The sequence below is a fragment of the Acidovorax sacchari genome (assembly GCF_042847045.1).
Classification (GTDB): Bacteria; Pseudomonadota; Gammaproteobacteria; order Burkholderiales; family Burkholderiaceae_C; genus Paracidovorax; species Paracidovorax sacchari.
On sequence record NZ_AP035783.1, the window covers coordinates 4,388,236 to 4,401,630 of the forward strand.

General features: G+C 70.2%; 11 protein-coding genes. 7 read left to right on the forward strand and 4 right to left on the reverse strand.

Translation table 11 applies throughout. The features are described 5' to 3' along the window. Nucleotides 1–52 precede the first annotated feature (52 nt). Complete coding sequence (locus ACGHC0_RS19435) at nt 53–721, forward strand: Smr/MutS family protein (RefSeq protein WP_368352523.1); 669 nt, start codon at nt 53–55, stop codon at nt 719–721. On the opposite strand, the gene ACGHC0_RS19440 is transcribed toward ACGHC0_RS19435, so the two are convergent. The 3 genes from ACGHC0_RS19440 to ACGHC0_RS19450 are packed head-to-tail and all read right to left on the reverse strand — an operon-like array spanning nt 718 to nt 3,650. After that, on the reverse strand, nt 718–2,220 hold the full coding sequence (locus ACGHC0_RS19440) for a sensor histidine kinase (RefSeq protein ID WP_368352524.1): 1,503 nt from the start codon (nt 2,218–2,220) through the stop codon (nt 718–720). The genes ACGHC0_RS19435 and ACGHC0_RS19440 overlap by 4 nt on opposite strands. Before the next feature lie 18 nt (nt 2,221–2,238). Further along, entirely contained in the window at nt 2,239–2,913 is a 675-nt protein-coding gene (locus ACGHC0_RS19445) for a response regulator transcription factor (protein ID WP_368352525.1), read from the reverse strand. Then, nucleotides 2,913–3,650, reverse strand: coding sequence for a PepSY domain-containing protein (locus ACGHC0_RS19450; protein ID WP_368352526.1), 738 nt, complete (start codon nt 3,648–3,650; stop codon nt 2,913–2,915). The genes ACGHC0_RS19445 and ACGHC0_RS19450 overlap by 1 nt, the downstream gene beginning before the upstream one ends. Nucleotides 3,651–3,772: 122 nt before the next feature. Between ACGHC0_RS19450 and ACGHC0_RS19455 the strand changes: the two genes are divergently transcribed. Continuing rightward, nucleotides 3,773–4,420, forward strand: a complete 648-nt coding sequence (locus tag ACGHC0_RS19455) for a PepSY domain-containing protein (RefSeq protein ID WP_368352527.1) — start codon at nt 3,773–3,775, stop codon at nt 4,418–4,420. Between the two features lie 29 nt (nt 4,421–4,449). On the opposite strand, the gene ACGHC0_RS19460 is transcribed toward ACGHC0_RS19455, so the two are convergent. Next, nucleotides 4,450–6,516, reverse strand: coding sequence for a bifunctional 2',3'-cyclic-nucleotide 2'-phosphodiesterase/3'-nucleotidase (locus ACGHC0_RS19460; protein ID WP_415266502.1), 2,067 nt, complete (start codon nt 6,514–6,516; stop codon nt 4,450–4,452). A 219-nt stretch (nt 6,517–6,735) separates the two neighbouring features. Here ACGHC0_RS19460 and ACGHC0_RS19465 point away from each other — a divergent pair, with 219 nt between their 5' ends. The 5 genes from ACGHC0_RS19465 (at nt 6,736) to ACGHC0_RS19485 (ending at nt 13,390) form a co-directional block, all read left to right on the forward strand. Then, nucleotides 6,736–9,066 carry a type VI secretion system Vgr family protein gene (locus tag ACGHC0_RS19465; RefSeq protein ID WP_415266503.1) on the forward strand — a complete coding sequence of 777 codons (2,331 nt, stop codon included), beginning with the start codon at nt 6,736–6,738 and terminating at the stop codon, nt 9,064–9,066. Beyond that, complete coding sequence (locus ACGHC0_RS19470) at nt 9,056–9,577, forward strand: hypothetical protein (RefSeq protein WP_415266504.1); 522 nt, start codon at nt 9,056–9,058, stop codon at nt 9,575–9,577. The genes ACGHC0_RS19465 and ACGHC0_RS19470 overlap by 11 nt, the downstream gene beginning before the upstream one ends. A gap of 95 nt (nt 9,578–9,672) precedes the next feature. Then, entirely contained in the window at nt 9,673–11,022 is a 1,350-nt protein-coding gene (locus tag ACGHC0_RS19475; protein WP_415266505.1) for a hypothetical protein, read from the forward strand. Further along, nucleotides 11,019–12,170: a DUF2169 family type VI secretion system accessory protein gene (locus tag ACGHC0_RS19480; RefSeq protein ID WP_415266506.1), complete on the forward strand. Its 1,152-nt coding sequence runs from the start codon at nt 11,019–11,021 to the stop codon at nt 12,168–12,170. Before ACGHC0_RS19475 ends, ACGHC0_RS19480 begins: the two co-directional genes overlap by 4 nt. Before the next feature lie 14 nt (nt 12,171–12,184). Beyond that, entirely contained in the window at nt 12,185–13,390 is a 1,206-nt protein-coding gene (locus ACGHC0_RS19485) for a hypothetical protein (RefSeq protein WP_415266507.1), read from the forward strand. Nucleotides 13,391–13,395: the final 5 nt, after the last annotated feature.

Here is a 13,395-nt window from a genome sequence, read left to right on the forward strand (position 1 = left end):
ACTCGGCCCGCCGCCGCAGGCGAGCGGGCAGATCGGATACAACCGGCATTCCATGACCGTGAAAGCCCGCTCCCTCCAGGACCTGCAACCGCTGCGCAAGGCGCTGGCCGAAGCCGCCGAGCGCGAGGCCCGGCTGCTGCGCGAGCGGCAGGAGGCCGCGCGGCGCGCGCGGGCGGAGCGCATGCTCTTCCAGGACACGGTCGGCCCGGTGCAGGCCCTGCGCGGTACGCAGGAGCGCCGCTGGCACCTGCCCGAGCCTCCCGAACCGCAGCCCGTGCAGCGCGAACTCGACGAAGAGCGCGTGCTGCTGGAATCGATCAGCGACGAGTTCGACGTGAGCACGCTGCTGGACGTGGACGACCAGCTCAGCTTCCGCCGCCCCGGCATCGGCACCGACGTGACGCACCGCCTGCGCGCCGGGCACTGGAGCATCCAGCGCCAGCTGGACCTGCACGGCCTGCGCACCGACGAGGCGCGCGAGGCCCTGGGAGAATTCATCCGGCTGGCCCACCGCACGGGCCTGCGCTGCGTGCGCGTGGTGCACGGCAAGGGACTGGGCTCGCCCGGCAAGACGCCCGTGCTCAAGGGCCGCGTGCAGCGCTGGCTCGTCCAGAAGAAGGAAGTCCTGGCGTTCGTGCAGGCGCGCCCTGCCGAAGGCGGTGCCGGCGCGCTGGTCGTGCTGCTGCAGCCGGGCCGGCGCCGCACAGCGCCGGCCAGCTAGCCGGCCGGCGTGCCTGCAGGCAGGACCAGGCCGCGCATCTCCAGCCGCACGCCCAGGCCCCGCAGGTCGGCGCTGCGATAGAGCTCCAGCCGGCCGCCGTAGGCCTGCGCGATCTGGCCCGTGATCGCCAGTCCCAGGCCGCTGCCCTGCACCGACTCGTCGAACCGCACGCCGCGCCGGCCTGCCGCCTGCCATTGCTCCGGCGTCATGCCGGGGCCGTCGTCCTCGATGTCCAGGCCCAGGCGGCCGTGGCCGGCGGCGGGGTCGGCCGACAGCGTGACCCGCACACGGGAGGCAGCCCATTTGCCGGCGTTGTCCAGCAGGTTGCCCAGCACTTCTTCCAGGTCCGCCCGCTCACCGCGCCACCGCACCGGGCCCGCGGTGCGGTCCTCCAGTACCCAGTCCAATTCCTGCGCGGCATGCAGGCGCTGCATCATGCGCAGCACCTGGCCCACGCATTCGCGCACATCGACCGCCGGCGCGCCGGCACCGGGATGGGCGTGCAGGGCATCGCTCAGCGTGCGCCCCTGGTAGCGGTCCACCAGCTGCGCCATGGCCTCGACCTGCCGGCGCACTTCGCTGCTGGCCACCTGGGGCTGCGCGCTGGCCTGCGCGCTCAGCAGCGCCAGGGGCTTCTTGAGGGCGTGGTTCAGATCCACTGCATGGGCCCGCGCACGGGCCACCACGTGCGCGTTGTGCGCCAGCAGGCCGGCCAGCTCGCTCTGCAGGGGCTGCAGGTCCCTGCCCGTGGGCGCCGCGAGGTGCTCCGCCACATCGGAGCCCGCACCCTGCGGCTCGCGCAGCGTCGCGATCAGCGCCTCCAGCCGGCGCAGCGGCGCCAGCCCCAGGCGCACCTGCAGCCAGGCCAGCACGCCGGCCAGGGCCAGGAGCACGCATCCGGCCACCAGCAGGTTGCGGTCGATCTGCCGCACGCTGCGCTGCAGCTGGTCCGCGGGGCCGTACACGGTGAGCGCCACCGCGACGGGAGGCTGGCCCAGCGCGATGGGGACGGTGAGCGCCAGCAGGGGCTCCTGCATCGGGCCCGTGGCCGGGTGCAGCACCGCCGATCCCGGCACCGGGCTGGCCGCGGCCGGCAGGCTGCCCATGTCCCAGAGCGAACGCGAACGCAGCACCTCGCTGCCGGCCTCGGCCCGCCAGTACCAGCCGGCATAGATGGCACTGAATTCGTCCGCCCCGCCCGCAGCCTCCCGGAGTTGCCCCTCCGGGCCCAGCTGCAGACGCGCGCCCACGCGCTGGGCCTTGTCGCGCAGCACCTGTTCGAAGCCCTCCATCAGGCTGCGGTGCATCTGCCCGCGCATCCACAGCCCACCCGCGGACACCAGCAGCAGCATGGGGATCAGCACGAGCAGGGCGATGCGCGTGGCCATGGGCCACTGGGCCACCTGGAGCGCCCATGCGGACATGCCCCGCGCCGGCGGCACCGGAGCGGCCGGCAGCGCGGCTTCCGGCGCATGGCCGGGCCCTTCACCGCCCTTCATGGCCCGCCCCGCCATGCGTCAGCCCGGCGCATCGGAGGCCACGAGCCGGAAACCCTGGCCGCGCTCGGTCACCAATTGCGGCGCTGCGCCGAGCTTGCGGCGGATGCGGCCGATCAGCACGTCCAGCGTGTTGGAATCCGGGTCGAGGTCGCGCGCATACACGTGCTCGGTGATGTCGGTGCGCGTGAGCAGCCTGCCCGGATGGTGGATGAAATACGCCAGGATCTTGTGCTCCTGCGCGGTGAGCTGCAGCGCCTGCCCGTGCAGCGAGAACCGGCCCTGCACCACGTCGTACTCCAGCGGGCCCGCGCGCAGCACCGCGGCGGCGCTCCCGGCCGCACGGCGCAGCATGGCCCGCAGCCGCAGCACCACCTCGTCAATCAGGAACGGCTTGGTCAGGTAGTCGTCGGCCCCGGCATTGAAACCGGCGAGCTTGTCGCTCCAGCGGTTGCGGGCGGTGAGCACCAGCACGGGCCAGCCACAGCCGGCCTCGCGCCAGTCGTGCAGCACGCTCAGCCCGTCCTTGAGCGGCAGGCCCAGGTCCAGCACCGCGGCGCTGTAGGCCTCCACGCTGCCGGCGAAGGACGCGGCCTCGCCGTCGTGCTCCACGTCCACCGCGAAGCCCGCGGCTTCCAGCGCCTCGCGCAGCTGCCGCGCCAGCGCCTCATCGTCTTCCACCACCAGTACACGCATCAGTCGTCGTCCACCTTCTGCCGCGTCACCTCCAGGGTGGCGGCATCCACTTCCAGTTCCAGCTTGAAACCGTTGGGCTGCTGCAGTTCGACACTGTAGTAGGGGCGCCGGCGATGGTCGGTCTCCAGTTCCACCTCCAGCACCAGTCCGGAGAATTTCGGCTGCAGCGATTCGAGCATGACCGCCATGGACCTGGGCGGAGGCTGCACGGCGCCGGCTTCGGGCGGGTGCAGCACCTCGCCCGTGCGCACGTCCAGCAGCAGCTTCATTTCGCCGGCGGGCCGCTCCGAAAGCTTGACCTCGTACACCGCCTGTCCCTGGCCGTCGCGCTCGAATTCCGCGTTCACCACGCGGGCGCCGTACTTTTGCTCCAGCTGCCGGATGTAGCGGGCCATCTGCGCCAGCGGAACGGGCTGCGTCGGCCACTCGCGCTCCCGCGCGACCACGGCGCCGGAGGCCGCGTCCACCAGCACCTCGTGTTTCTCGCCCCGGGCGTCGATGACCTTGATCTCGTAGCGGAGCTCGCCCTGGCGTCCCCTCTTGGTCTCCACCTCGATGACGCGCCCCCCGTACTTGCGCCCGATGTCCGCAATGATGCTGTTGAGGGGCTTGAGCTGGCCGGCGAGCACGCCGCGCCGCGCGGCGTCCTGCTCGGCGGCGGGAACCTGCGCGCACGCGAGCGCCGCCGCGGCAAGAGCAGCGGCCCGCAGGAAAGCGCCGGGTGTCGGTCGTGTCATCGCCCGATTATTGCGGCCCGCGTTAAACGGTCCATGAACGGGCGCTTCACGGTGGATTTAGGGACCGCGGCACACACTGCCGCCATCACCTGCCAACCATCGCAACATCGAAAGGAAACACCGTGAACAAGAAAACCCTCGTGACGATCGCCCTCTCCGCCGCAGCCGCCACCGCCCTGCCCTCCATGGCCTGGGCCCTGAGCGCTGCCGAGGCCGTCGATGTGATGGCCCGCAACCAGTACGTCGCGCCGCACGACCTGCAGAAGCAATACGGCTACTGGACGGCCAGCGCCGTCTCCAGCGACGGCGCCCGCGCCACCGTGCTGGTGAAGGATGCCGACGGCAGCTTCACCGCCGTGCGCAAGAGCGACATCGGCGGTGCCCTGCCCGGGGTGGAGCAAGTGACGCAGCGGCTGCGCGCCGCCGGCTACGCCGTCGTCTATGACGTGGAGCTGGACGACGGCTTCTGGGAAGCGAAGGCGCGCCAGCTCCCCCAGCAGGGAGAGAAGGTGGAATTCGTGCTGCACCCCGCTACGCTGGAAGTGCTGAGCCAGGTGGGCCGCAATGGCGGCACGCTCAACGGCCAGCCGGTGCTGAGCGCGGACCAGGTCCGCCAGGCCCTGCAGGTGGCGGGATACACCCGCATCCGCGACATCGACTACGACGACGGCTTCTGGGAGGCCGAGGCCACCAACGCCGCCAACCAGCCGGTGGAACTGCGCATCGAGCCCACCACCGGCAAGGTGCTGCGCGAGAAGCTGGACGACTGACGGATGCAGGGAGGCGGCGCCCTCGTCGTCTACTTCGACAGGTCGAGCGCGTACTTCGACGTGCCCTTGCCCGAGCCGTCGTCGGCCACCAGCACGGAGATGTTGGCCAGGCCTGCGGCCTGTGCCACGGACAGGGCATTGGCGCCGGAGCTGAACACCACCGGGCCGGCGGTCTTCACCTTCGTGAAGCGCCAGCTCCTGGCGCTGCCGCTGGCCGTGCGCGTCACGGACGGATTCTTCCGGATGTAGTCGATCACCACGTCGCGGTTCGCGTCGGGCGACGCCCAGATCGTGCCGGAGCCGTCCAGCTTGTCGATGAAGCTCTTGCCGCTGGTCGCGCGGTAGTTGTTCGTGGCGATCACGAACTCCTGCGCCGGGTCGATCGCCTGGCCCTTGTAGGTCAGGTTTTTGATGCGGCTGCCGACGGCCTGGGTGACGTCGATCTCGTACTGCACATCGGCCGTGGTGAACATGTCGAAGTTGTAGCCCGGGAAGGTGCTGATCAGCGCCTGCTCGGAGGTCCTGGCCGGGTCGATCTGGTTGAAGCGCCTGGCGGCGGCCTCCAGCCAGTTCCTGATGTCCGCGCCATTCACCTTCACCGCATACACGGTGTTCGGGTAGAGGTACAGGTCGGCCGCGTTGAAGATCGCGAGCGGGCCCACGGCCACGTCGGTGTAGTCGGCGCCGCCCTGGAAGCCGGACTTGAAGGGGGCACTCACCGACAGCACCGGCAGGCTCTTGTACTGCGGCAGGCTGGCCTGGATGTAGGCCGACACATAGGCCTGCTGCGCCTGGTTCACGATCTGGATCGCGCCCGGATCGCCCACGTCGGCGAACAGCGTGCTCATGCGGAAGTCCGTGCTGCCGATGGGCGTCTTCACATAGCCGACGGTGGCCTGGTGCTGCGTTTCGACCAGCGGCGCGATGCTGCTGTCGGCATCCACGAACGTGGCCTTGCCTGCGGCGTCCTTGCCGGTCTGGATGTTGCGCAGCTCGCTCTTCGACGCGCTCTTGTCCACCGTCCAGGCCTTGCCGTCCCACTTCAGCGCGAGGCGGACCACGCCCAGGGCCTTGCCCCACGAACTGGCCATCACCGCGGGCACGCCGTTGATGGTGCCGGCCTTGTTGTCCACGCCCGCCTGGGTGAAGGCCGGCGTGGCCGCCGTGTCGGGGAACACGCTGTGCTGGTGGCCCATCACCATCGCGTCGATGCCCGACACCTTGGACAGGTACAGGCCCGGGTTCTCCATGGTGGAGGTGTAGGCGCTGGCGTCCAGGCCGCCGTGCAGCAGCGCCACGACCACGTCGGCACCCTTGGCGCGCAATTCCGGCACGTATCGGGTGGCGGCCTCGACGGCGCCTTCCGTGTAGACCTTGCCGTCCAGGTAGCGCTTGTCCCAGTTCATGATGCCCGGCGTGGTGAAGCCGATCACGCCGACCTTGATCGGCAGCTTCACTTCCTTGCCGTCGGCGTCGGTGGCCACCACGGTCTTCTCGATCAGCGTGTAGGGCTGGATCAGCGGTTGGCGGGTCTTGCTGCTGTACACGTTGGCCAGCACCGTGGGATAGCCCGCGCCCGCGCACTTCACGCTGGAATCCACGCCATCGACCTGCATGCCGCCGCCCAGCACCTGGTTCAGGAACGGCAGGCCATAGTTGAACTCGTGGTTGCCCAGCGTGCCCACGTCGAAGCCCAGGGCCCCCATCGCCTTGTACATCGACAGCTGCTGGTTGCACGGAATGGTCTTCACCACGGCCTCGTAGTCCGCCAGGGCCGTGCCCTGGATGGTGTCGCCGTTGTCCACCAGCAGCGTGTTCGGGAACTCCTTGCGGGCCTGGCGCACGAGGGTGGCCGTGCGCTCGAAGCCGTACGACTTGTCTTCGGCCAGCTTGAAGTAGTCATAGCTGCGCACGTTGAAGTGCAGGTCGGTGGTTTCCAGCACGGCCAGCGTGGCGGTGGCCTGCTTGCTGCTGGTGAAGCTGCCGTCGCCGCCGCCACCACCGCAGGCGGCCAGGAACAGCGAGGGGATCGCGCACAGGGCGATCAGCGGGAACCGGGGCAGGCGCAGCGCAGCGGAAGAAGAATGTGGAGACATGGAGTGGGATGGGTAACGAAAGAAAGCCGCCAGTGTTGGCCGGCCGTGTGACATCGCCATGACTCCATGCCGATGCGGCATGAACCTACGGCAACTGCAGCCTTCCTCGGCACTACGTCGAACAATTGGATGCAATTGGCTCGACGGTGGAATGCGTTCGCGAAGCGAACCACACCATAATTCGCGCCACAAAAATAACGGCTGGAAACAGTTGACCGCATGACGCAACGCCGCGTAACCATTCAGACACCTTTGGGAGAGGCCCTGCAGTTCCGCCAGCTGCAGGGAGAGGAAGCGCTGTCGGCGCTGTATGGCTTCGAGATCGACCTGCTCTCGAAGGACAAGGGCATCGACCCGAAGGCCCTGCTCGGCCTGGGCGCCACCGTCTCCATCGAAACCGAAGGCCTGGGCCGCCGCTACCTGGACGGCATCGTCACCCGCTTCGGCCTGCGCGGGCAGGATACCTCCGCGCAGATCGCCTACCGGCTCACCCTGCAGCCCTGGCTGTGGCTCGCCACACGCCGCACGGATTTCCGCATCTTCCAGGAAATGGACGTGCCGGCCATCGTCTCCCAGGTGCTCTCGCGCTACGGCCGGCCCTTCGTGCTGCGCCTCACGCGCGGCTACCGCAGCCGGCCCTACACGGTGCAGTACCACGAGAGCGACTACCAGTTCGTCTCGCGCCTGTGCGAATCCGAGGGCATCTACTGGTTCGTGGAACATGCCAGCGGCAGCCATACGGTAGTCTTCGCCGACGACGTGGTGGCATCGCACGCGCCGCTGCCGGGTGGGCACGTGATTCCCTTCTACCCGCCAGGCAAGACGGCGATCGCCGACCGCGAGCACATCTTCGCCTGGCGCATGGGCCAGGGCGTCGCGCCCGGCCGCGCCTACCTGGACGACTACGACTTCACCAAGCCGCGCGCCGATCTTTCCGAAATGCGCCAGTCGCCCCCGGGCCATGCGCACGACGCGTACGAGCGCTACGAATGGCCGGGCGGCTACACCGAGTTCGCCGACGGAGAGACTTACACGCGGCTGCACATGGAAGAAGGCATGGCGGCCCGCGAGCGCGCCCACGCCGAACTGAACAAGCGCAGCATCGCCCCGGGCTACACCATCGTGCTGGAGAACTACCCGCGCGGCGACCAGAACCGGCAGTACCTCGTCACCCGCGTGCACTACCACCTGGAAGAGAACGTGCAGGCCACACAGGGCACGGGCGGCGCCGGGCAGACGCAGGCCGGCTCGGTGCAGAAATTCAGCATGGAGGTGCATCCCACCTCCGTGCCCTACCGCCCCGAAGTGAACACTCCGCGCCCGCGCACCACCGGTCCCCAGACCGCCGTGGTGGTGGGCCCGCCCGGCGAGGAAATCTGGACCGACCAGTACGGCCGCGTGAAGGTGCAGTTCCACTGGGACCGCATCGGCGCGATGAACGAGAACTCCAGCTGCTGGGTGCGCGTCTCCACCAGTTGGGCCGGCCCCGGCTTCGGCGCCGTGTTCACGCCGCGCATCGGCATGGAAGTCATCGTGGACTTCCTCAACGGCGACCCGGACTACCCGATCATCCTGGGCTGCGTCTACAACGCCGCCAACATGCCGCCCTGGGGCCTGCCGGGCAATGCCACGCAGTCGGGCATCAAGACGAAGTCGAGCAAGGGCGGGGCCTTCGGCGACGGGATGAAGAACGGCGCGGGCGATGCGAACGCGATCCGCTTCGAGGACAGGAAAGGTGCGGAGCAGCTGTGGCTGCATGCGCAGAAGGACCAGCTCACCGAAGTCGAGAACGATGAGGACAAGTGGGTGGGTCAGGACCGGCGGAAGACGATCGACCGGGACGAGACGACCATCGTGCATCGGGACCGGACGGAGACCGTGGACCGCGACGAGAAAATCACGGTACACAACAACCGCACGGAGCGGGTGGACCACGACGAGAAGATCAGCATCGGCGACAACCGCCGCGAGGACGTGGGCATCGACGAGACGGTCTCCATCGGCAAGAACCGCAGCAAGACCATCGGCCGCAACGAGAAGGACAAGATCGGCAACAACTGGTCGATCAAGGTCGGCAAGATGAAGACGGAGACCATCGGCATCGCCTACATGCAGAACGTGGGCGTGGGCCGGATGGAAAACGTCGGCGTGGCCTACAACCTCAACGTGGGCGCCGTCATGGCCACCGTGGTCGGGAGCACGCAGACCACGATGGTCGGCAGCGACCGCAGCGTGAAGGTCGGCTCCAACCAGAGCACGGACGTGGGTACCAAGTACACGCTCACCGTAGGCGGCGGTGGTGGAGGCGGTGGTGGCGGGGCGCCCGCCGCAGGCGGCGCCAAGAACATCGTCGCGTCGTCTCCGCAAGGCGGCGGAGGCGGAGGCGGCGGATCGAGCATCACCATGGATGCCGAATCCATCACCCTCAAGGTGGGCGGCAGCACGCTGATCCTGCAGGCCGACGGCACCATCACCGCCAACGGCGAGAGCATCAAGCTCATCGGCGCCAGCGACGTGACCACCAACTCCGGAGGCATCCATGAAAACTGACCTCCGCGTACTGCGCACATCCGGCGAGGATGCCGGCACCGCTTCGGCCCAGCCGGATGCCCGCGCGGCCTTCGGCCTTTTTCCTGCCCAGGTGCTGCGCGCGGAGCATGGCGAGGCCGTCATCCTCTGCCACGGCCGCGAATGGCGCGCCGCACTGGCGTCTCAGGTGCCGGGCGTGATCACGGGGCAATCCGTGCTGGCCGCGCTCCCGGCAGAAGGCCAGGAAGGCACCAGCGGCAACGGTGCAGCACTACCGGCCCTGATCGTGGCCGCCTGGCCGGCCCCGGGAGCGCCGGCCTGCCCGCCATGGCAGTTCGACCGCGACACCGGCAGCCTCGCGCTGGAGGTGGCGCAGATCGACCTGGCGGCCGTAGGCCGCGTGGTGCTGCGCTGCGGCGACACCCGGATGCAGTTCGAGAAGGACGGATCCGTGGAGACGCGGGCCCACCAGATCACGTCGGCCGCGGTCGAAACGCACCGCATCGAAGGCGGCTCCATCGAGCTCAACTGACCGGCATGCCGCCCGCCGGCAGGCCGGGCGGCTGCCTTCCTCCGCCCTATGCCCGAGGCCGTGCCGGCCAGAGCGCGCCATTGCACTTTCAGACGATGTCCTCTGTTCCATCGATCGCCCCGCCCCCGCTGCCCGGCATGCTGTCCCGGCAGATGGGCATCGCCATCCGCGCCTACGGTCGCCGCGCGGGTCTGCTGCGCGGCGGCCACACGGTCCGCGCCCTCAAGGCCGTGGACCAGCGGCTGGACGCCCTGCTGGCCGTCAGCCGCTACTACGGGCGCGCCTGCCTGGGCGCCGCCGCGGAGGCCTCCACCGCAGCAGCAGCGGAAGACCAGGACGGCGCGGCCTTCGTGCGAACCATGCTGTCCGAACACCACGAGCAGGACGCGGGCGAGCGCCTCGCACTCATCGAAGCACTGCTGGCCGAGCACCCCGAAGCCGTGGGCGGTGCCTTGTGGTTCCTTGGCAGGCCCGACACCTGCGCGCGGCTGCTCGCTGCCGCCAACCCCGCACTGCGGGACTGCGGCGTGGAACTGGCCGGACGGCTGGCCCTGCCGGTGCATGCCGATGCCGTCTATGCAGCAGCCCGCAACGGCGCCGACCAGGATGCCTGCCTCCTGGCATGCGCCGGCATGGACGCGCTGCCGCCTCGCGCGGAAGAACGCTGGGCCGAAGTGCTGCAGGGCCAGGACCTGGCGCGCCAGATCACGGCGCTGCGGGCGCTGGCCATCACCGGCGGGCAACGGCTGGCACCGGAGGTACGGAGCTACATCACCCGCATCACCGCGCACGACGGCCCGACCGAGCAGTCCCATCCGGTCGGCTGGGCGCTGGCCGCCGATGCGGCCATGGCACTCTGGGCGGCCCGCGAGCCCGACGCCGCGCTCGACGCGGTGGTGGGCGGTCTGCGCGTGCCCAACGACACCGCGCTGCGCGTGGTGGCGCTCACCGGCAAGGCACGCGGCCTGCTGCCCGTGCTCGACTTCATCGAACGGCAGGACCGGCCCGTGAGCCCGGCAGAGCGCGACGTGCTGCAACTGGTTTTCGGGCAGGTGCCGCCCGAGCTGCTCAACACGCAGGGGGCCAGTCCGGAGGCCCGGCAGGGCGCGCTGCGCGCACTCGCCTGTGGCGTGTTCGCCGCCAACGGCTGCACCGGCCTCGCGCCCGATGACATCACCTCCTGGGCCGATCCCGCCATGAAGGAGCGGCTCTGGGCGCTGGAGCCGGTGCGCCTGCGCGGTGCCCGCCCGTGGTCGCCGCGCGCCTGCCTGGAACAGGCTTTCGACGTCGGCCATACCCTGCGGAGCTGGCTGTACACCGAGCATGCGCGCTATGGCGCCCGGTGCTTTCCCCTGCAGCCGGAAGACCTGGCCACGCGCCAGATGGCCGCCGTCGAAGCTGTGCAGCTGATCGCCTCGCTCGAAGATGGCAGCGGCAATCCATGAGCTGCGAGATCCTCAACCACACGCCGTTCCGGGCCCAGACGTTCCTGCACCGGGACACGCAAACCGGCCCCGCCTTGGTGGTCGCCGTGAAAGGCAGCTGGCTGCTGTCCCACACGGAAGGCGCACCTGCGCGCCTCGCCCCTGCGGAACGGCAGGCCCCCATCTTCCGCAGCGGCCTGCAGCAAACGCTGGGCAGCCTGCCGCTCGAAGACGCACAGGCCGCCGCCATCCAGGACCGGGCGAATGAATGCTGGAGCCGCATCGAATCCGAGCATGTGCCCCCGAAGCCCTGCTTCGACTTGCTGCTCCATGCCTGGGCCGTGGCGCCCGGGGGCCAGCCCGTGCGCGCCATGGAGGCCGCTGTCGACGTCCTGGCCGGCCCCGCGGCACGCCGACTGCTGGCCCTGCGCGCCTTCGCGCCCCGGACATGGACGGCCGACTTCGGCGGCCTGGGCCGGCTGCGCCCGGACTGCGCGCACACGGCATCGCGCATCCCGCTGCTGCGCCCCTTCGCCTTCGGCGGCCAGTGCACCGACCCCGCCACGAGCCAGCACCATGCCATCGAAGCCAACCCGGAAGGCATGGGCTACTACCGCACGGCCGCCGATGCCCGGGGCCGGCCCCTGCCCTGGGTGGAATCGGCCGACCGGCCGCTGCGCGATTGGGACGACCGGCCCGAGCCCGTCGCACTGGGTTCCGTCCCGCCCCACCACGTGCCACGCCGCGACCTGCAGGGCACCTTCGACGAACACTGGCGCGCCACACGCGCACCGGAATTGCCGGAGGATTTCGATCCCCGGCACTACAACGCCGCGCCCGAGGCGCTGCAACTGCGCGAGTTCCCGCGCCCAGGCCATCGCCTGGCGCTGCACGGCATGGAGGCTGCAGGTCCGCTCTTCTTCACCTGGCCTGAGATCACCCTCACCGCCCAGGCGGAAACCACCGGGGGCACGCTGCTGCCCCCGCAGGAGATGCGCTGGGACACGCTGATGGCGGACACCGGCGACCGGCTAGCCAGCCTGCTCTGGCGCACTGCCATCGCATTGCCGGCCCGGGAAGACATCGGCCTCGTGCACATCGCCGCCCACGCCCGTTCGCCTTCGACCGTGCCATTCCACGCCGCCCGACCTTCCGCGCAGCCCGCCTGACGCACGCAGTTCCCATGGCCTCACCTTCCCCCGCTTCGCCCCACCGCCTCTGGCGCATCGAACACTGCGGCGCCGTCACTTCGGCCGGCACGCGCGCATGGCAATCGGCCGCCTCCTGGGTGGGCCTGCAGAAGCGGTTCCGCAAGTCCGCCTGGCCCGCCGTAGGCCCGCATCCCATCAGCGCGGCCCCCTGTCCGGAAATCACCGGCGACGCGACCGGCATTCCGCGCCTGGCGCGCCTGCTGGGCGCCGCTATGGCTGATCTCGCTAGCAGCCTCCATACCGCAGCGGGCACCGCAAACCCGGCAGGCAGTGTCCGCCTGCCCATTCCTGGCCAGATGGTCCTGGCCCTGCCCGCATGGCTGGAAGATACGGACTGCGCGCCGGTCTGGAGATCGGGCCTTGCAGAACTGGCGCGCTGGGCCGGAGCCGGGGCCGAAGCGCCCTGGACAACGCTGCCCTGCCGCTTCGTGCGCGGCGGCCATACGGCGGGCTTCGCGGCCCTGTCTGCGCTGCAGGGCACCGCCGCACCCGGCGGCAGCACCGCGCTGCTCATGGCCGTGGACAGCCTGCTCGACGCGCCGCGGCTGGCCCGGGCCTACGCAGACGGAGCCCTGCTCACCGACCGCACGCCGGAAGGCTGCATCGCGAGCGAAGCGGCGGCCTGCCTGTGGCTGGCCAGCGTGCCCGATACCCACGCCAGCAGCGAACGCCACCTCGTGCTGCACGCCCCCGCCCTGGCGGAAAGCGGCAGCCCGCACAGGAGGCCACCACAGCCTCCCGACACCGGCGCGCTCGAACAGGTGCTGCGCAACGCGCTGGCCCAGGCCGGCTGGCAGGGCGAGCACGTGGGCTATGGCATCTCGGATTTCGACGGTTCCGCATGGCGGGCGCTCGCCCAGGTGAACGCCCGCGTGCGCGCAGCCCCGGACCTGGAACCCACCGATTGGGAGCCTGCCGCCGTGATCGGCCAGGTGGGCGCAGCCACCGGACCCGTGCATTGGGCCCTGGCCGCAGAGCGCGCATGGCATGACGAGCGCCCGCCGAATTCGGTGCTGTCCTGGGCACTCGACGAGGGCACTGGCGCCGCGGCGGTGGGGTTGGAACGCACGGTGACGCTACCTGGAAGGCGGGATGTCCATCCGGCAACGGCGAGCGGCGGCGCGGCCATGGACACAGTGCGCACCTATTCGTCGCGCTTCCTCCAGCACGGCGATTGACGAGC